Source organism: Rheinheimera sp., from assembly GCF_036568245.1.
In the GTDB taxonomy this organism is placed as follows: domain Bacteria; phylum Pseudomonadota; class Gammaproteobacteria; order Enterobacterales; family Alteromonadaceae; genus Alishewanella.
This window is the reverse complement of record NZ_DATCSY010000298.1, coordinates 1-18,329: the sequence shown is the minus strand read 5'-3', so window position 1 is coordinate 18,329 and position 18,329 is coordinate 1. Positions and strand designations below refer to the sequence as shown.

General features: G+C 50.8%; 18 protein-coding genes and 1 riboswitch. Of the genes, 10 read left to right on the top strand and 8 right to left on the bottom strand.

Annotated elements, in window-relative coordinates:
• The 3 genes from VIN66_RS13470 to VIN66_RS13460 all read right to left on the bottom strand — a co-directional run.
• A partial coding sequence (locus VIN66_RS13470) for a hypothetical protein (protein WP_331924461.1) occupies positions 1-455 on the bottom strand: 455 nt, incomplete at its 3' end.
• 17 nt (positions 456-472) lie between these two features.
• Positions 473-1,627, bottom strand: a complete 1,155-nt coding sequence (locus VIN66_RS13465) for a glycoside hydrolase family 43 protein (RefSeq protein WP_331924460.1) — start codon at positions 1,625-1,627, stop codon at positions 473-475.
• A 158-nt stretch (positions 1,628-1,785) separates the two neighbouring features.
• The gene (locus VIN66_RS13460) at positions 1,786-2,730 is read right to left on the bottom strand and encodes a DUF3667 domain-containing protein (protein WP_331924459.1); all 945 of its coding nucleotides are present in this window, start codon (positions 2,728-2,730) and stop codon (positions 1,786-1,788) included.
• Positions 2,731-2,970: 240 nt separating this feature from the next.
• Between VIN66_RS13460 and VIN66_RS13455 the strand changes: the two genes are divergently transcribed.
• From VIN66_RS13455 to VIN66_RS13430, 6 genes are read left to right on the top strand one after another with little or no spacing between them, the layout of a single operon-like run.
• Positions 2,971-4,239 (top strand): efflux RND transporter periplasmic adaptor subunit, encoded by a 1,269-nt coding sequence (locus tag VIN66_RS13455; RefSeq protein ID WP_331924458.1) that lies wholly within the window; start codon positions 2,971-2,973, stop codon positions 4,237-4,239.
• A gap of 17 nt (positions 4,240-4,256) precedes the next feature.
• A complete protein-coding gene (locus VIN66_RS13450; protein ID WP_331924457.1) occupies positions 4,257-4,955 on the top strand; it encodes an ABC transporter ATP-binding protein in 699 nt (232 codons plus the stop codon).
• A 10-nt stretch (positions 4,956-4,965) separates the two neighbouring features.
• Positions 4,966-6,267 (top strand): ABC transporter permease, encoded by a 1,302-nt coding sequence (locus tag VIN66_RS13445; protein WP_331924456.1) that lies wholly within the window; start codon positions 4,966-4,968, stop codon positions 6,265-6,267.
• Positions 6,268-6,272: 5 nt separating this feature from the next.
• The gene (locus VIN66_RS13440; RefSeq protein WP_331924455.1) at positions 6,273-7,466 is read left to right on the top strand and encodes an FtsX-like permease family protein; all 1,194 of its coding nucleotides are present in this window, start codon (positions 6,273-6,275) and stop codon (positions 7,464-7,466) included.
• Positions 7,467-7,469: 3 nt separating this feature from the next.
• The gene (locus VIN66_RS13435) at positions 7,470-8,795 is read left to right on the top strand and encodes a sigma-54 dependent transcriptional regulator (protein WP_331924454.1); all 1,326 of its coding nucleotides are present in this window, start codon (positions 7,470-7,472) and stop codon (positions 8,793-8,795) included.
• A complete protein-coding gene (locus tag VIN66_RS13430; protein ID WP_331924453.1) occupies positions 8,776-10,104 on the top strand; it encodes a sensor histidine kinase in 1,329 nt (442 codons plus the stop codon). Before VIN66_RS13435 ends, VIN66_RS13430 begins: the two co-directional genes overlap by 20 nt.
• 34 nt (positions 10,105-10,138) lie before the next feature.
• Here VIN66_RS13430 and VIN66_RS13425 read toward each other — a convergent pair whose 3' ends face one another.
• A complete protein-coding gene (locus tag VIN66_RS13425) occupies positions 10,139-10,459 on the bottom strand; it encodes a DUF1840 domain-containing protein (protein ID WP_331924452.1) in 321 nt (106 codons plus the stop codon).
• An 87-nt stretch (positions 10,460-10,546) separates the two neighbouring features.
• Here VIN66_RS13425 and glpK point away from each other — a divergent pair, with 87 nt between their 5' ends.
• From glpK to VIN66_RS13410, 3 genes are all read left to right on the top strand, one after another.
• Complete coding sequence (gene glpK / locus VIN66_RS13420) at positions 10,547-12,040, top strand: glycerol kinase GlpK (RefSeq protein WP_331924451.1); 1,494 nt, start codon at positions 10,547-10,549, stop codon at positions 12,038-12,040.
• A gap of 63 nt (positions 12,041-12,103) precedes the next feature.
• Positions 12,104-12,745 (top strand): pyroglutamyl-peptidase I, encoded by a 642-nt coding sequence (locus VIN66_RS13415; protein WP_331924450.1) that lies wholly within the window; start codon positions 12,104-12,106, stop codon positions 12,743-12,745.
• An 85-nt stretch (positions 12,746-12,830) separates the two neighbouring features.
• Positions 12,831-12,928, top strand: a riboswitch (cyclic di-GMP riboswitch).
• Positions 12,929-13,057: 129 nt separating this feature from the next.
• Positions 13,058-13,429 (top strand): DUF3718 domain-containing protein, encoded by a 372-nt coding sequence (locus VIN66_RS13410; protein ID WP_331924449.1) that lies wholly within the window; start codon positions 13,058-13,060, stop codon positions 13,427-13,429.
• Between the two features lie 55 nt (positions 13,430-13,484).
• On the opposite strand, the gene VIN66_RS13405 is transcribed toward VIN66_RS13410, so the two are convergent.
• Genes VIN66_RS13405 through VIN66_RS13390 form a run of 4 tightly spaced genes read right to left on the bottom strand, consistent with a single transcriptional unit; the run spans position 13,485 to position 17,674 of the window.
• Positions 13,485-15,038 carry a cation:proton antiporter family protein gene (locus VIN66_RS13405; protein WP_331924448.1) on the bottom strand — a complete coding sequence of 518 codons (1,554 nt, stop codon included), beginning with the start codon at positions 15,036-15,038 and terminating at the stop codon, positions 13,485-13,487.
• 60 nt (positions 15,039-15,098) lie between these two features.
• Positions 15,099-15,650, bottom strand: coding sequence for an MgtC/SapB family protein (locus VIN66_RS13400; RefSeq protein ID WP_331924447.1), 552 nt, complete (start codon positions 15,648-15,650; stop codon positions 15,099-15,101).
• A gap of 9 nt (positions 15,651-15,659) precedes the next feature.
• The gene (locus VIN66_RS13395; RefSeq protein WP_331924446.1) at positions 15,660-15,905 is read right to left on the bottom strand and encodes a DUF1289 domain-containing protein; all 246 of its coding nucleotides are present in this window, start codon (positions 15,903-15,905) and stop codon (positions 15,660-15,662) included.
• A gap of 17 nt (positions 15,906-15,922) precedes the next feature.
• Entirely contained in the window at positions 15,923-17,674 is a 1,752-nt protein-coding gene (locus VIN66_RS13390; protein WP_331924445.1) for a potassium/proton antiporter, read from the bottom strand.
• A 270-nt stretch (positions 17,675-17,944) separates the two neighbouring features.
• Here VIN66_RS13390 and VIN66_RS13385 point away from each other — a divergent pair.
• Positions 17,945-18,329, top strand: a 385-nt coding sequence (locus tag VIN66_RS13385) for a TolB family protein (RefSeq protein ID WP_414709896.1), incomplete at its 3' end; no start/stop codon positions are given.

The window sequence follows — 18,329 nt, the reverse complement described above, 5'->3', positions numbered from 1 at the left end:
GCCATCTCAGACGGGGTCTGGTTTAAACGGTACTTCAGCACAAAGGCGGCAATGCCCTGTCTGGCAAGCGCCTGGGCCACATTCCAGCCTTCGTTCTCCATTGACAGGGTGCGAAAGCCGCCGCCTGGCGCCACGATAACCGCAGCGCCACTGGCATTTGCCGGCTCAGGCAAAAAAGGCGTTAGCGTGGCCACCGTAACATTACGCGCAAACCGGCTGCCATACTGTGAATGCCACGCCTCCTGCACCTTAGCGCCAGGTAGCGGCCCGGTACCAATATCAATAGCATCAGTTTGCTCAGGTGTAGCAATCACTGTCATGCTATCGTCCGCCTGGGCTGTCACTGGTACGGAAAATAAACACACTGTTAGCAGCACGACTATGTTAAGCACGTTACATTTTACGCTAGGTAGTTCAAACAAGGGCTTACCAAGGCGTTTTTCAATCAGGTTCATACCAACAGTATCCTTTTTTATTTCGCGGTGCGTACTATAGGCTTCAGGGTGCCATCGTCATTAAAATACACTCTGTCTACACTGACTGATCTGCGATAACTGCCACCACCGGGCAGGTCAGCACTGTGATAGGCAAGATAGGTGTTGCCTTTAAAATCAAACATCGCCGGGTGAATAGTGGTAGTGCCCGGCAGCGGCGGCAGGATGACGCCTTGGTACTGCCACGGCCCGGTAGCCGATGAACTGGTGGCATAGGCAATACTTTCAGGGAAGCCCGCTGCATACAGTAAATAGTAAATACCGTTGTGCTTTGATACATAAGGTGCTTCTTCAAAATTGGGTAAGGTATCAACGGTATGAATTTCGACCAGCTCGGTACTGCGGTTTTGCATCTTTGCGTCGGCATCCAGCGTGTAACTTTCGCCTTTCAGGTGTATCAGATCGGGTTCAAGCTCAACCCACCATAGTTGCTTATTGCCCCAGTAAAGGTAAGCCCTGCCATCATCGTCAATAAACACCGCCGGGTCGATATTGCGCCAGCTATGGTCTTTATACGCTGCGGTATCTTCAAGCAAGATCATCGGCATGCCACGCGGATCGGTAAAAGGGCCTTGCGGGCTATCTGATACGGCAACACCAATGGAAAAGCCAAATTGCCCTCCCGTTTGGCCACCTTCTACGGCCGCATAGAAATAATACCGCGCCTTACCTGATTTATCTTTGTGCGCAATCACATGATGTGCGTAGGCGTTACCGGTTTTCTCATCGGTGCGGGCCCAGCTAAAATCCGCCGCCCGGAACACAGCACCTTTATTTTGCCAGTTGATCATGTCTTTGCTGGTCCAGAGCCGGTAGTCGTACATGCGATAATCTTTACCCTCTGCATGCTGCTCATCATGCGTGCTATACAAATACACGGTGTCGTCTGTCACCATCACGGCAGGATCGGCAGTATAAATAAACTCGCCGACCTCGTTTGTCGGGTCCTGGGTATCGTATTTAATGATCGGATTATCAAAGTGCGAAGGCGCGGTGGTATCCGCTTCTGTAATGTTGCTGTCAGAACGCGGCGCCGGCGCTTTACTACAAGCACAAACCGCGGTAACAGTGCTGAGCAAAACTATATGCCTGAAACGGCGTTTAATGTTTTTTACGCTTGTCGCTGTAAGCATTAAAGGGCATCCCGGGGTTATAAAAATCAACGAACTGACAGTTTGTTGAAATTTTTGCCCTAACGGAACGCCAAGCCTATTACGAAACTGTTTAATAAACTTATCTTATTTGCCAGCCAAACTCAGTTGCGCATGGCAGGTACCCGACAGCAGATTTGCTACGACCACAGAATACTTAGAATAATCAGCCCAATAATCGCAGTAATAAATAACACGTTATACAAAGAGCTGGTTAACCAGAACTTCAGTGTGGTTTTGAGCCAGCCTTGCTGATAGTAAAACTTCTGACATAAAAACAGATAAACCGGGATCCAGATAAGCGTTACCGACGCCAGAAATCCACTAATGTCAGCCAGCCACGGCCAGCTGGCTGCCGCCGACATTGTGTTCAGCCCCAGATACAGCGCCGACATTTGTAAGATGAAGCTGTGGCTATGCAGCGCAACAATTAAATGCTCCATGTAGTAACGATCGGAGCGGATGTACAGCAACTTCAGTAGCAGCGCAAACAGCGGCAGCAGTAAAAACATCATCTGCGGTGCCAGACTGAAAAACTTGTTAATTGCCAGCTTGGGGTTAGCAATCAGCGCTTCCAGCTTTTTATCAAACTCAGCCTGGGCACTGTCGGATAAAAACCCAATCGAGCTATCAAATGGCTTCTGTTGTTGCTGTTGTTGCTGCTTTTCCTGCTCGATATCGCGCTTAATATCGGCCATCACTTGTGAAAAGGTGCTTGTAGGCTGGCTGGTGGCATTTTCCAGTTGCTCTGCAGCCGAGTTAACCGTTACCGGTACGTCTGGTACCAGCTGGGCGAAAATCAAAAATGTAATGATAGAGGTAAACAGATAGAGCCTGAGCGGCGGCACGTACGGCACGCGGTGGCCGGCAACATAGCGGCGGCTTAAAAAGCCGGGGCGGAACCACAATGGGATCAGCGTTTGCCAGACCCGGGTGTCCCAGTTACTGAATTCACCGAAAAACTCGGTAACCACACCACTGACATTACGGATATAACTCTTCTTCTCCTGGCCACATTGATGACAAAACGCACCATGTAAGACGGTGTGGCAGTTATCACACTTTGTTGGCTCTGTTACATCCATATCAAGCACCCGCGTTATTTATTGGTTTTGCGACACTGCGCTGTGTGTGACCGATTCTACGTTAAGCAGTTGTTTTGGCAAGTGTTGTCCGCAAAGCCTGTGCGGACAGTCAAAGTGTCCGCGGACACTGCCAAACACACATCAAACCAAAAATAATCATTTAAAAACAATCACTTAAATTTTGGCATTAATACTGCTATAACACTGCAGCTTAGCAACACATAAAGGACACCAATAACAATGATCCAGGGTACCGAAACACAGGACAACATCATTCAGCGTCCGGCTAAAACGCTGCTGCGCCGCGTTCTCCCTGCCGCCGCTATTGCCGGCACCGTAATAGTGCTGGCAGCGGCTTTTTTTAATTCCATTGGCGAAACCGCCAGTTTAGTACTGCCGCGCTCACAAATGCAGTTTGCCACAGTACAGCGCGGTGATTTAGTGCGTGATATCGCCGTACAAGGCCGGATTGTTGCTGCCAATGCACCAACACTGTACAGCCAGGAAACCGGCCAGGTGCAGTTATTTAAGCAACCGGGTGAAGCCGTTACCTTAGGCGACCTGCTTGCCACCATCAGTAGCCCGGCGCTACAGAATGACTTACAGCAACAGCAGGCAGTACTTGAGGGTATGCGCTCTGAAGCAGAACGTGCTGCACTTGCAGCGCGCGAGCAACAGCTGGATATGGAACAGGTAATGAATAACGCCCAGGTTAATTTGCTGGCGGCCCGGCGCGAGCTTGAGCGCGCACAGCAGTCGATTGAACTTGGCGTGATCCGCAAACTGGATTTTGATATCGCCACCGATAACCTGACCAAAGCCGAGCTGGAGTTTGATCACGCCAAACGCAAAGTAGAACTAGCCAAAGACAAGCTGAGCTTTGAGCAAAGCTCACGCACGCAGGATATCCACCGCCAGCAGCTGGTGGTTAATGAGCTGGAACGTAAAGTGACCGCCCTTAATATCACGGCGCCGGTGACCGGCCAGCTGGGCAACTGGCTGGTAGAGCAGCAAAGCCATGTGCTGCCAGGGCAAGCCCTGTTAACGGTAATCGACTTAAGCCGCTACGAAGCTGAATTGGCTGTGCCGGAAAGCTATGCCCGCGACTTACTGCCTGGCCAGCAGGTAGAAGTAAGCATCGGCAGCCAGCGATTAAACGGCGTTATCAGTAATATCGCCCCTGAAGTGCGCAATAACCAGGTCAGTGCCCGGGTACGTTTTGACGACGTTGACAGCACCGCCCTGCGTCAGAGCCAGCGCTTAACGGCCCGCGTCATCCTTGAGCATAAAACCGATGTGCTGAAGATTGCCCGTGGTGAATTTATCAGCTCAGGTGGTGGTCGTCAGGCCTATCAGGTCCTGGACAATCAGGCGGTACGCAAAAACATCGAACTTGGCGCTTTATCGGTGCAATGGGTAGAAATACTTGACGGTGCCAGCGAGGGCGAACAATGGGTCATTTCAAATTTAGCCGACTTTAAAGACCAAAACCGGGTCAATCTAAATTAAAAATTAAGGATAACGATATGATAACGCTAACGAATTTAAGTAAAATTTTCCGCACCGAGCTGATTGAAACCCATGCGCTGCGCGATATCAGCTTACAGATTAATGAAGGCGAATTCGCTGCGCTGACTGGCCCTTCCGGTTCTGGCAAATCTACGCTGCTGAACATTCTCGGCACGCTGGAGCAGTTTGACGAAGGCGGCTACCAGCTGGATGGTAAATCGGTAAAGGGGTTATCTGATGCTGCGCTGTCTAAATTGCGTAATGAAAAAATAGGTTTTATCTTTCAAAGCTTTAACCTGATTAAAGATTTCAGCATCTATGATAATATTGAGCTGCCGCTGCGCTACCGCGGCTTAACACCGGCACAGCGCAAACAGCGGATTGAACAGGCGTTGGAGCTGGTAGGCCTGCACGCGCGGCGCAGCTACCTGCCCAGCCAATTGTCCGGTGGTCAGCAGCAACGGGTGGCCATTGCCCGTGCTATCGCCGGCCAGCCGCGTATTTTGCTGGCAGATGAGCCAACTGGTAATCTGGATTCATTAATGGCCCGCCAGGTTATGGAGCTTCTGGAGCAAATTAATCAGCAGGGTTGCACCATTTTAATGGTGACACATGACCCGGATCAGGCGCGCCGCGCCGGCAGACATATTCAAATCATCGACGGTCAGCTCAGCGATGCAGTGCTGTATGACCCGCTGGCAGCACAAAGCGCTTAAGGAGCCGGCAATGGAACAGTTTATTTATTATCTGAAAGTCAGCCTGATCAGCATCCGCCGTGCACCGCTGCCGTATGCGCTGACCATTTTTATTCTCAGTGTTGGCCTGGGGGTGTTTTTTGCCAACGCCACGTTTTACTACCAGCTAAACAGCGATCCGCTGCCTGAAAAAAGCGATAAGTTGTTTTTCCCGATGCTGAATCTGGTGCCGTATGAATGCAGCACTGACTGCAGAACCCCTAGGGTACTGAGCTACAGCAATGTTGAAAAGCTAAGCCAGACGGATATTCCAAGCCAAGCCGCTGCAATGTACAGCGCCGATGGCTATTTGCGCCAGCGAGCCGATCAAACGCCGCTGCCAGTCAGTATCCGCGTTACGCAGCGCGACTTTTTTGCCATGTTTGATGTACCCGTACTGCACGGCAGTATCTGGCCGGATAACAGTGCGCGGCCGGAAGTGATTTTAACCAAAGCGACGGCTCAGAAGTTATTTGGTAAAAGCGACGTTGTCGGTGAAAAATTGCTGCTGGATGATCGCAACGTGACCGTCAGTGCCGTATTGGATGACTGGCAAATGCTGCCGCGGCTGTACGATGCCAATAACCGTAATCACTTAAGCGAGGCAGATGATATCTACCTGCCGCTGGAAACCGGTTACGACATGAATTATCTGTCCAACAGCCAATCACAAACGTTCGACGACACTGACTATCGCCAGTTAAGCACTCAGGGCCGCACCGGTGCGCTGCATCAGCTACAGTACTGGGTAAAACTCGACACCCCCGCCCAGCAGCAGGCATACCGCCAGTTTATGACCAATCTGGTGCAGGATGAAAAAGCTGCCGGCCGTCATCCATCGCCACCCAATAATCAACTGGTCGCGATGCGGGATATCGTCAGCTATTTTGGTGGTGACAGCAGCGATATCAAAGCCTTTGCATTGGTAACCTTATTGTTCTTGCTGGTATGCCTGTTTAATGCCAGCCACCTGTCTTTAAACCGCTATCTGAGTAACCAGTATGAATTCAGTTTGCGCCGTGCGCTGGGCGCCAGCCGCAGCCAGTTACAACTGCAAATGCTGGCAGATGTGCTGATCATGGCGCTGTTTACCATCAGTGGCGCTCTGCTGACCGGTTATGGTGGTATTAAGCTGATGAATAATTTGCTACCAGCCAACAGACTGTTTTCCGACTGGGATTTAACGCTGCTGTTAGGCCTGCTGACGGTGGCTGTTATCTGTAGCTACCTGGTAACGCTGTACCCTTCACTACGCGCCTCTTTTGGCTCACTCAATCAGCAGCTTAAGGAATAATAACAATGTCTTTTTATCTACTTTTCAAAGTATTGTTCAGCCGCAAAGTAGTAACCGGTTTGCTGCTGTTACAACTGGCAATGACACTGGCCCTGTTACTCAACAGCATTTTGCTGGCCAAGCAAACTCATCAGCAGCTGAACCAGCCTACCGGGTTGGATGTGGACAACACCCTGCTGGTACAACTCAAACCAACCATGGCATCACTTCGGGTGTACCCGGCGCTGGAAGAACTGCTAAACCGCCAGCTTGATGCGGTACAGGCAATGCCTGGTGTCATTGCAGCGGCCTACACCAACCAGTCGGCCATTTTGCAGGGTGGTAACAACGGCAATGTTTATATCGATGGCGAGGAAGACCGTACTAACCAGCCCTCGGTACCAATGTACTTTGTATCGAAAGACTTTTTCAACGTGCTAAACAGCGACGTGCTGCAGGGCGAGCTGCCACAGCATTCGGTGTCACTGGATAACCCGGTACAACCGGATGTGGTGATCACCAAAAGCCTGGCCGATAAACTGTTTGCCGGTAAACCGGCAGTGGGCCAGCAGCTGAACCGTGGCCGGGTGGCAGCGGTGGTCTCTGATTTTTATGGTCAACGACACGGCACGAACATTATGTTTAACAATATTCAGGTGGCACCGCCTTACAGTGTCGACTGGGGCTACGGCATACTGCTGCGGGTGCAACCGGGACAGGCGGAAAATGTGCGCAAACAAGTGGACAAAGTACTGCGTAACGTCGAACCCAATATTGAAATACTGCATGTTCGTACTTTAGCAGAGCAGTATCAGCGGCTATACCGCAACGAATATGGCCTGGCAACACTGCTGGCATTATTAAGTGCGCTGATGCTGCTGGTTACTATGGTATCAAGCTATAGCAGTACGCATTTTCATGCGCTTAAAAGGCAGCAGGAAATTGGTGTAAAACGTGCGCTGGGCGCCAGTAAAAAAGTGATTTTTCTCGAGCTGTTGAGCGAAAACTGGCTATGTACAGCCATAGGCGCTTTGTTCGGTATTGGTTGCGCGCTGCTGCTAAATAAAGCCCTGTCGCAGGTGATTACGATACCGGCGCTGGATTTATATCTGCCGCTACTGGCCAGTCTGATCCTGCTGGTATGCGTGACTGTGGCAACATGGTATCCTGCGGCCATCGCCACCCGGATATCACCGGCAACAGCAACTAAAGCTTTATAAACTATGCTGAAAATACTGGTTATTGATGACAATCAGCCTATCTGCCAGGCCCTGCAGACACTGTTTGTGCTGCAGGGGTATCAGGTAGAGTGTGCCGCTACGCCAGAGCAAGCCTGGCAAATACTGGCGCAGCACAACACTGACCTTATTCTGCAGGATATGAACTTCAGCGCCGGCCAGATGCAGGGCGAGCAAGGTAAAGCGCTGTTTTACCAGCTACGTCAGCAGTATCCGGCCATTCCTGTTGTGCTGATGACGGCCTGGACTCAACTGGAAATGGTGGTCGAGCTGGTTAAAGCCGGGGCCACTGATTATATTGCCAAACCCTGGGATGATCAGCGCCTGCTGTTAACAGTAGCCAATGCGCTGAAACTTAAGCAGTTAACCGAGCAGCAACAGCGCAGCGAGCAGCAACGCCAGGCTGCTTTTGCTGGCAAAGATCTGTGTAACCTGGTATTTGCCAGCAGCCAGATGCAGCAGTTGCTGCAAATGACGTTGCAGTTGGCACCGTCGAATGCCGCAGTATTAATTACCGGCCCCAACGGCGCAGGTAAAGAAGGCATCGCCAATGTGCTGCATGCCAACTCTGAGCGCAAACTGAAACCTTTTATCAAAGTGAACATGGGCGCCCTGCCCGCCGATTTAATGGAAGCAGAGCTATTTGGCGCCGAAGCCGGCGCATACAGCGGCGCCAGTAAAACCCGCATCGGCCGCTTTGAAGCCGCAGATGGCGGCACCGTGTTCCTTGATGAAATTGGTAACCTGTCACTGGCCGGCCAGGCCAAGCTGCTGCGGGTATTACAAACCGGCGAATATGAGCGGCTGGGTTCCAGTGTCACGCGAAAAGCCGATATCAGGCTTATAAGCGCCACCAACACTGACTTAACCAACGCTATCGCGCAGGGACAATTCCGGCAAGACTTATACTACCGTATTAACGTGGTGCAACTGGCGCTGCCGGCACTTAGTGAACGTCCGGACGACATCTTACCTCTGGCGCAGTTTTTTCTCTCTGGCAGAAAGAGCTTAAGCAGCGAGGCATCACAGCTTTTGCAACAATACAGCTGGCCTGGCAATGTGCGCGAGCTGCAAAATGTATGTCAGCGGGCGTTATTGTTAAGTACCGGCGCCGAAATCCAAAGTGCCGACCTGGGGTTGCCGGATAACAGCAGCAGCGCTAAACGCTCACTCGATGATATTGACCGTACTCAGTTAGAGCACGCATTAGTGCAAGCCGGTGGTGTGGTGTCACGTGCTGCCAAACAGCTTGGTATCAGTCGACAGGCACTGTACCGGCGTATGGAGCATTATGGCATCGATGCGCCCTGACCGTTATTTCCGGCCGGCTAAACTAACCAGTCAAAGCCGGCTTAATCTGATATGCGCCGCGCTGACGGTGCTGGCGCTGATATTACAGCAGTATTATTTAGGCCCCGATACAGCGCTGACAGCAGGGATTTGTCTGTTTTTTATTGTGCTGGCATTGCTGCTGCAACGCGCTGTGCAGCCACTGCAGCGCGAAATTCAGGCGCTTATCCTGCATGCACAAAACCTGCAGGATGGCAGCTTTAATACCAATGCAAACCAGCTGAAAATGCACGAGCTTAAGCCATTAGCTGACAGCCTTAACCAGATGTCAGCGCAGCTGCGCACTGAGCGCGCCACCTTATATCAACGTGAACTGCTGCTTGATACTGTTTTGCAAAGCAGCCCCACCGCCCTGCTGTTGACCGACGCAGCCAATACGGTACTGATGAGTAATCCTGCGGCGCGCGTGCTTTTGCATCAGGGCAAAGCCTTTGATGGCAGCAAGCTGGCGACAGTGGCTACAGATAAACCCGAGCTGCATAACGCGCTGAACAGCCGCCAGCAAGGGTTGATAAGGCTGGATAATGCCGAGCAAAGCGTATGGCATTTGTCCGTCAGCCAGTTTCAGCTTAATCAAAAACTACACTGGCTGTATTTATTAAAACCACTTACGCGCGAGATCCAACGCGAAGAATTGAATGCCTGGAAAAAACTGCTGCGGGTTATCGGCCACGAGTTAAATAACACGCTGGCGCCGCTGTCATCGCTGGCCTTCTCCGGAAAAACAATGGCTGATCAGCAGCATCTGGCTGCATTGAGCCAGTTGTTTGACACCATAAGTGAGCGTTGTCTGCATTTAAACCAGTTTGTCCAGGCTTACATTCAGTTTGCTAAGTTACCGACACCCAAACTGGCGCCGGTAAATTGGCCGCGTTTGATAAACCAGCTACAGGATCAATACGATTTTGAACTGCTCGGTCAATTGCCTGCTCTGCAGTGGCAGGCCGATCCCCAGCAATTGACTCAGCTGTTGCTGAACATACTGAAAAACGCCCACGAATCAGGCTCACCACCAGAACACATCAGCTTGCGCCTGCTTGAGCAAAACAACCTGTTGACGCTGTGCATACAGGACGGCGGCGGCGGAATTCCAGCCGAAGTACTACAACATGTGCTGATACCGTTTTATACCAGCAAAACCACCGGTTCCGGTATTGGCCTGACACTATGCCGCGATATTATTGAAGCGCACGGCGGCACGATAAGTTTGCGCAATAATGCCGGTGGGCTGTTGGTTAGCCTGACACTGCCGCGCCCTGACGGCTGTTAGCCAAGCCCGCAGCGCGCAGCAGGAAGGCGCAGTGTTACTCCCAGGATACCGGACACTGCTTCTTCTGTGCCTTTTGCAGCATATCCAGTAAAGGCAGCGCCCTGATATTCAGGCTGATGTACGTTTTGCCATCAGGGCTTGTCTGTCCATCTTCCTGTTGCTGCGCTTTGGCATTCTCTTTATCCGCTATTTCTGCCAGGCCTTGTTGCAGCTGCTGCAGTGCAGCCGGTACGTCTTCGGCATACAGCGCCGAGGGCACTTTTTCATCACGGCCCATCAGGTCCAGCAGCCGTAAAGCCGCATCTTTGAAGTAAATCAAATCACCACTGGCTTTAGATTTAAAGGTTACGATCATATTCACTCCATCTCGTTGGCATAGGCTTTAGCCTGTTTTACTGCTAGGCTGCACAATAACTTAAGCATAACGCTAAATGCATCTGTCATGTCCAAATATATACTTGCAATTGATCAGGGCACCACCTCAAGCCGCGCCATCATTTACACTACTGCCTTGCAAGCAGTCGCCAGTGCTCAGCAGGAGCTGCCACTTAGCTACCCCAAACCCGGCTGGGTCGAGCAAAACCCTGAACAGATCTGGCAGTCGGTGTACAACTGCATAACCAGCGTATTGCAACAAGCCGGGCTTAGCGCGTCAGACATTGCCGGCATTGGTATCACTAACCAGCGCGAAACCACTTTGCTGTGGCACAAAACAACGGGTCAGGTGCTGCACCCTGCAATTGTCTGGCAAGACCGGCGGGGCAGCAATCAGTGCCAGCAGCTAAAAGATGCGGGCCTTGAAGCATTGTTGCAGCAAAAGACCGGATTAGTAGCAGATCCTTATTTCTCCGCCACCAAGCTAAGCTGGTTACTACAACATATCGCTGGCGCAAAACAGCAGGCAGAAAACGCTGAGCTGTGCTTTGGCACTGTGGACAGCTACCTGCTGTGGCAGCTGACCGGTGGCAAAGTGCATGCAACAGATGCCAGTAATGCCAGCCGCACCCTGTTATTTAATATCCACAGCCAGTGCTGGGACGATGAGCTGCTTAAGCTATTTGATATTCCCTCAGCGTTATTGCCAGAGGTGAAAGACAACGCTGGCCTGTTCGGCGTGACCGACAGCAAACTGTTTGGCGCCGCTATCCCGGTGCTGAGTATGATAGGCGATCAGCAGGCCGCCCTGCTTGGTCAGGCCTGTGTTAAAACCGGTATGACGAAGAGTACTTATGGCACCGGCTGTTTTGCCGTAGTAAACACCGGTGAGCAGATCATCAACAGCCAGCATAAACTGTTAACTACACTGGCCTGGCGACTCAACGGCAGCAGCACCTACGCCCTCGAAGGCAGTATTTTTATGGCAGGTGCTACCGTGCAGTGGCTGCGCGATAAGTTGGGTGTCATCACCGAAGCAGGTGAAACCGAAGTACTTGCACAGCAAAGCCATTATAAACAAACAGAGTTATTGATCCCGGCGTTTACCGGCCTTGGCACGCCATACTGGCAACCCGAAATAAAAGCCGCCCTGTTTGGCATGACGCGCGATACAGGCCGGCCACAGCTTGCTGCTGCAGCACTTTGCAGTGTGGCCTATCAAAGCCGTGACCTGCTGACAGCGATTGCCCAGGATGGTATAGCCGTGGACAGCCTGCGGGTTGACGGCGGTATGACAGCGAACCGCTGGTATCTGCAGGCATTGTCTGACCTGACCCAAACGCGCCTGACCCGGTGCCATACTACAGACGCCACTGCACTGGGGGCTGCTTTTCTTGCGGCCTGCGAGCTTGGTTACTTCAGCAGTGTTAATGATATTGAGCAGGTTTGGCAAGCAGGCTGGCAGTTTCAGCCACGTATTACAACCCATGACGCAGATAAGCTTTATCAGCGCTGGCAAGATGCCGTCTCGGCGCTGATAAAGCTTGACCTGTCAGTCTGAAGCGCTGTGTAGTAAGCTGAACCTGAGTTAGCGGTTTAAGGATAAGTAAAGGAGTACTGTCATATGCGTAGCATACTGATTGCGGTGATAGATAACCCGGCAAGAATTGACGATTCAGAGTTATACCAGCAGCTGCTTAGCCTGGAAAACTGGCCAGTGGGCAAAGATTATCAGATAAACATTCAGCAACTGCCCTGCGTTTTCAAGCACAGCCTGACGGTACTTGAGCAGCTCATCACACAATTTAAACCTGCGCACATGCTGCTGATTAATCAGTGCCGCGCCAATGTTGATATTCGTATTGAAAAAGTGGCATTAAATATCAACGATGCCAGTGAGCCTGATAACCACCAGCAACAACCCAGAGACACCCTGACGGCACAGCATGGCCCGGCGGCCTATTTCAGCAACCTGCCGGTCAGTGCGATCGTCGATACGCTGCACAGCCATGCTTTACCTGCCAGGTTGTCATACAGCGCGGGCACTTTTGTCGCCAACCATCTGTTTTACGGTTTAATGCACTACATTAAACATCAGAATATCAGCCTGCATGGTGGCCTTATGCAGGTACCGCTTTCACCCGCCCAAGCCAGCAGACTACCGGGTAGCGCCAGCCTCAGTACCAGCCTGGCGGTAGATGCGGTGAAACTGGCGATAAATGTTAGCCTGGCACACAGCGACAATATGCTGCGCTCTACCGGCTAACAGGTATAACCAGTTAAATCTAAAAATAATTTCAATTCAGTTAAAATTAAGCTTGCATAAAAAATAACCGTTCATTAGAATGCGCACGCTCGAAAGGCAAGTCACCCGAAAGGGTGTACACGCAAAGCTTCAGGTCTAAGGTTACTGCCCTTATGCAGTATCTACGATAGCTGGGCTGCCGTCGCAAATGCGATGTTTATTCTGCTCTGTCAGAGTTACTCGACATGCTGCATGTCCTTTCGTAGTAAGCAGTTCAAATGACTGAAACTGCTTAATTAATGATTGTGAACTAACTCATTTTGGAGCAAGACTATGAAAGCCAAACTAATCTCTTTAGCTACTGTTATCGCAGCCACTTCATTTATCAGCACTCCAGTTGCAGCTGACGATCAGCTGGCACAATCAATCTGTTCTTATGTTGCTGCTGACAGCAAAAACAACCTGCGTAAAACGCTGTCTGACAACCGCTTACGCTTACGCAACGTGTACGACGGTGTAGTATGTGACGGTTTACCACTGATCCGCCACGCGATTAAACATAACGCCGCTGACACTGCAGGCTTTATCATCAGCCAGTTACCAGGCAGCCAGGTTGCCGCGTCAGGCGATATCGAATGGGCAACCAGCAATGGTTTCGGTTCATCACCAATTATCGCTGCTATCAAAGAGCGTAGCGCAAGCTAATTGCTGCATTAAATTCTGTAAAAATAAGGCGCCTTCAGGCGCCTTATTTTTTTAGCTATTTCGCCACTACAGCAAAACAATGTTGTTTAACATGCTCGGCGATCCCCACCCCGGCTTCTGACATGGTCAGATACGTCTGATCAGCACCGGCGGCGATAATGTCACGCGCTTCATCATCGTGCATACTGTGCGAGACAATAAAGCCTTTAAAACCGGCATTTCTCAGCTTTCTGGCTGCAATCATCTTGGCTTCCACGTCATTCATACTGAGAATAACGGCTTCAACGTCACCAAAGTTCAAATCCTGCCAGAACACCTGATCCTCGGCATCAGCATAGAAAATATTGATCCCCTTACGCTGATGCTCTCGCACTTTGGCCGGGTCTGAATCCATTGCAATGATTTTACGGGTATTTTTCAGATAATTATACGCCGCACTGCCGGTTCGTCCCATCCCCATAATGAGTACTTGCGCATCACCAAGCGATACCGGTTGTTCATCGGGATGATGGATATTGCGCTCAAATTTCAGCAGCCAGTTGCACAGCCGGTCATACAGCGGGTGCGCCATCCGGTTCAGCGGTGCTGAAATCACAAAAGATATTGCCACTGTCAGTGCCAGCGGAATTAACCACTCAGGCAGCACAACGCTGGCGACAATCAGACCGAACTCACTGTAATTCGTCAGGCTGATGCTGGTTAAAAATGCACTACGCGCACGTAGTTTAAACAGGATAAGCAGCAGGAAGAACAGCAGTGCTTTTAACGGTAATAACAGTGACATGACACCGGCAAACAACCAGGCATTGGCATCCGGTAAACCATCTATCCCAATCTGCAGGAAGAAGCCGACCAGAAAAAACTCTTTAATACTCCACAGCGATTTAGACAGCTCGCCGGCGCGCTGATGCTTAGCCAGCATGGCGCCAAATACCAGAGCCCCCAGTTCTGAACTCAACCCCACCAGTTCAAAGCCCTGCCCACCAATTACCAACGCCAGCATCAAGCCAAACAGGATCAACAAATCTTCATGGCCGCTGGCATCGAGCAGTTTGTAAAGTAGTGGCCGCAGTAACGGCAACGCAAAAACCAGCAGAGCCCAGGGCGACGGCGTCGTGCCATTGGCAAGGCTCATCACCAGCAGGGCCAGTAAATCCTGCATGATCAGAATACCGATAGCGACACGACCATGAAATGCCCGTATTTCGCGCTTCCCTTCAAGCACTTTTGCCGCCAGCACTGTACTGGAAAATGCCAGGGCGACTGCCAGCATCAACGCCTGATACCAGCTGACATCAAAAATAAACAGCACGGCCGGTAATGTCAGTACTATCGATAGCACAAAGTGCAGCGTGCTGCCGCCCAGCACTTCAGGTTTACCCAGGCTGCGTACATTAAGCTTAAGACCCACAGTAAACAGCAGCAGCAACACGCCCAGGTGGGCAACATGGTGAATGATCGACGGCCCCTCAGGCGGTAGATTCAGATCAGATGCAGTGGCAGAGATCACAAAACCTGCCAGTAAATAGCCGACTAATGGCGGTAAACCGATGGCGCGCACCACCAACCCCAGAGAAAAAGCAAACCCTATCCAGATTGCCTCAAGCATTAAATTGCCTCTTTTTAATTATATTATTCAGCATACTAGCCTAACTTAATGGCACTGATATTAACTTGGATCATCAATATCTGCCCCCGCTGCTGGCGTGTCGTCTTTACGCCGGCCAAACAAACTGCCATTTGAGCGGTGCAGCCATTCGTTGTACGTGCGATGCACGCCACGGCGCATAGCTGAAGACGAGTTCTCCAGGATATCAATACCAACCAGCACAGCCACAACCAGTACCGATAGTTTAATTGCGACCAGATCCTGACCGATGCCGATGCAAACGCCAATGGCCGCCAATACCCAGATGGTCGCTGCTGATGTCACCCCCAACACCATACCATCGCGGGCCAGCATAACGCCGGCCCCCAGAAAACCGACACCGGTAATCACCTGACCAATGATCCGCGACGGATCTGTCATATTGCTGTTAACCGACATGGACGCAGCGATAAAAACGTAGGTTCCCATGACAATTAAAATAGACGTGCGGATACCGGCGGGCTTGCCGCGCAGTTGACGCTCTAAACCGATGATAAAGCCGCACAGCAATGCTGTCCCCAGTTCTGCCCAGGCAAAGGGGCTGATATTCAACACAAGCTGCCAGTCAAGCATAGTTATTCCTCAACGGTTACGTACCTGTTGTTTTGCCGCCAGCCACTCAGCCTGAGTAATTGGGCTGGTGCAACCGCCGTTATTTCCTGAGTGCTCAGTCTGACGTTTTCTTATAGCAACTTGTTGTAATATAGCCGCATTTTCATCGTCCGTACGCCGGTTCCAGTCAACTATTTCAGTAATATGACGATAACAGCCGACACAGACTTTGTCACTGTTAAGCCGGCAACAGGCAACACAGGGGGATTCAATCACTGGCTTGATCTCACATCCTACACCGAATTACCGGTATCAAGTAATTCCGTACTAGCTTGTACTGGCGCAGCGACACTGAGTAATACCGTAGTCACTCGTTCACCGACCATCTCGGCCACAGTAAATTGATACTGATTAATGGAGAATTGTTGCTGCTCTGATACAGCGCCAGCCAAGTGCTGTTTACACAACTGCTCCAGCGACATATCGGCATGGCACCTGGTTAAATCAAAACCAAAACACCAGTCAATATCAGCCAGGGTGCTGGTGCCTTTTAAACGAAATTCGCTTACCGCTTTTAGTGGCTCAAAGCCTTTGTCGGCAAAAACTTGCTCCACAACAGCTTTATAGTCGTTTTTCATCACCACAAACAGATGGTCTCTGGCCTGCAGCACGGTTGAACCGCGCGGTGGTATCACTTTTTCCTGTCGGGTAATCATGGCCACGACTACGCCTTCTGGCAGCGCCATGCGGGCTAAGCGCCGATTTACTGCCCGTGAGTTATCCGACAAGGTATACTCAACAATTTCGGCATCCACTTCACCAAGCGCAGTGATTTCGAGCGTCGCCGGTGCTTTAGCTGGCAAAGGTTCTATCAGCTTTAGTTTGCGCGCCACCCACGCCAGTGTAGAACCTTGTAAGGTTGCCGAAATTAACACTACGAAAAACACTACGTTAAAAATCAGCTCAGCACTGGCCAGGCCAAACATCAACGGGAAAATAGCCAGAATAATCGGTACCGAACCACGTAGGCCAACCCAGGATACCAATGTCATTTCGTGGCTATTAAAACCAAACAGCTTTAGCACCGGTAGCACCGCAATAGGTCGGGCAACAAACACCAATACAGCGGCAATTAATAAACCCTGCCACCACACCGTAAGTAATGAGCTTGGGGTAATTAATAAACCTAACATCACAAACATGGTAATTTGACTAAGCCAGGCTAAACCATCGTGAAACAAAAAAGTGGTGCGCTGAAATACAAAACGAGCATTGCCTACGATGACACCACAAATAAACACCGCTAAAAACCCACTACCACCCAGGTTAGCCGCTACACCAAAAGCCAATAAACCCGAAGCAGTGACCAGTATCGGATACAAACCACTGGCTTGCAGATGAATACGATTAATAACACTAACAATAGCATAGCCCACCGCCAGACCAATGATGGCCCCCAACCCCATTTGCAGCAAAAACAGTTGCGCCAGACCTAAGCCAGGTTTTAGGCCATTTACCAAAATTTCCAACAAACCGACAGTCAGGAAGATCGCCATAGGGTCGTTTGAGGCACTTTCCATTTCCAATGTCGATTTTAACCGACGATTAAGGTTAATACCGGCATTACGCAATAGCGAAAACACCGCGGCCGCATCGGTTGAGCCCACGATGGCCCCTAGTAGCAAGCCCTCCAGCAAACTGATTTTTAAGATGTAACTTGCCGCTACGCCCGTTACCAAAGCAGTAACCAACACGCCCAGGGTTGCCAGTATGGAAGCGGGCTTCCAAACCTGCTTTATTGACTGCATCGACGTTTGCAAGCCGCCATCAAACAAAATCAGCGCCAGCGCCAGCGTGCCAAGTGCGTGGGCCGCTTGCGGATTATCAAAAGCGATGCGACCAATGCCCTCCTCACCTGCCAGCATACCAACCAATAAAAACAATACCAGCATCGGCAAACCAAGCCTGGCCGACAGCTTACTGGATAAGATCCCAAACAGAATCAGAACCGCTGCCAGTAAGATTAATTGATCAATAACAAACATAGTGGTATCTACTCACTGTAATAAGGTGCCAGCCGGCGGTTTGTCTGCAGGTCTACACTTGATGTCAATAACTTAGCGCCGATTCTAGCAACTGTCCGCCCCTTTACACCAGCATTTGCGAGGGCAAAACCATCAGGTGCTCATTTTGTCTTGTTGCTAGATGCAATCAACGCATGGCGTTACAACAAAACTTAACTCTGCAGCCACTTTATGTCACTCTGCTCTTAGCTACGTAATAACAATAACAACCCGACACCAAGGAACCACTTAATGAAACTTTTTACTCCAAGCATACTGGCGCTGGCACTTGGCAGCAGCTTATTGCACGCCGAAACTGACAAAGCCCAGGTCTGGGATGTGAACGCCCCGCAGGGGCAGTTTGAGACAGTTGATATTAAGGTGTCTAAAGGCAGCTGGATGAATATCGCATTGAGTCCAGATGGCAAAACACTGGCGTTTGATTTACTGGGCGACATTTACACCATGCCCGTTACGGGGGGGACAGCAACACTGTTGACAAAAGATATCGGCTGGCAGATGCAACCGGCATTTAGCCCGGATGGCCAGTACATCGCCTACACCAGCGATGAAGGCGGCGGTGATAATATCTGGATTATGCGCGCTGATGGCAGCGAACCGCGTGCAGTAACGAATG

Excerpts from the sequence above, each read along its gene's own strand:
- VIN66_RS13425 (WP_331924452.1), bottom strand. The coding sequence starts at position 10,459 with ATGATCGTAACCTTTAAATCTAAAGCCAGTGGTGATTTGATTTACTTC.
- glpK (WP_331924451.1), top strand. The coding sequence starts at position 10,547 with ATGTCCAAATATATACTTGCAATTGATCAGGGCACCACCTCAAGCCGC.
- VIN66_RS13435 (WP_331924454.1), top strand. The coding sequence starts at position 7,470 with ATGCTGAAAATACTGGTTATTGATGACAATCAGCCTATCTGCCAGGCC.
- VIN66_RS13415 (WP_331924450.1), top strand. The coding sequence starts at position 12,104 with ATGCGTAGCATACTGATTGCGGTGATAGATAACCCGGCAAGAATTGAC.
- VIN66_RS13455 (WP_331924458.1), top strand. The coding sequence starts at position 2,971 with ATGATCCAGGGTACCGAAACACAGGACAACATCATTCAGCGTCCGGCT.
- VIN66_RS13465 (WP_331924460.1), bottom strand. The coding sequence starts at position 1,627 with ATGCTTACAGCGACAAGCGTAAAAAACATTAAACGCCGTTTCAGGCAT.
- VIN66_RS13410 (WP_331924449.1), top strand. The coding sequence starts at position 13,058 with ATGAAAGCCAAACTAATCTCTTTAGCTACTGTTATCGCAGCCACTTCA.
- VIN66_RS13460 (WP_331924459.1), bottom strand. The coding sequence starts at position 2,730 with ATGGATGTAACAGAGCCAACAAAGTGTGATAACTGCCACACCGTCTTA.
- VIN66_RS13440 (WP_331924455.1), top strand. The coding sequence starts at position 6,273 with ATGTCTTTTTATCTACTTTTCAAAGTATTGTTCAGCCGCAAAGTAGTA.
- VIN66_RS13405 (WP_331924448.1), bottom strand. The coding sequence starts at position 15,038 with ATGCTTGAGGCAATCTGGATAGGGTTTGCTTTTTCTCTGGGGTTGGTG.
- VIN66_RS13450 (WP_331924457.1), top strand. The coding sequence starts at position 4,257 with ATGATAACGCTAACGAATTTAAGTAAAATTTTCCGCACCGAGCTGATT.
- VIN66_RS13430 (WP_331924453.1), top strand. The coding sequence starts at position 8,776 with ATGGCATCGATGCGCCCTGACCGTTATTTCCGGCCGGCTAAACTAACC.
- VIN66_RS13445 (WP_331924456.1), top strand. The coding sequence starts at position 4,966 with ATGGAACAGTTTATTTATTATCTGAAAGTCAGCCTGATCAGCATCCGC.
- VIN66_RS13390 (WP_331924445.1), bottom strand. The coding sequence starts at position 17,674 with ATGTTTGTTATTGATCAATTAATCTTACTGGCAGCGGTTCTGATTCTG.
- VIN66_RS13400 (WP_331924447.1), bottom strand. The coding sequence starts at position 15,650 with ATGCTTGACTGGCAGCTTGTGTTGAATATCAGCCCCTTTGCCTGGGCA.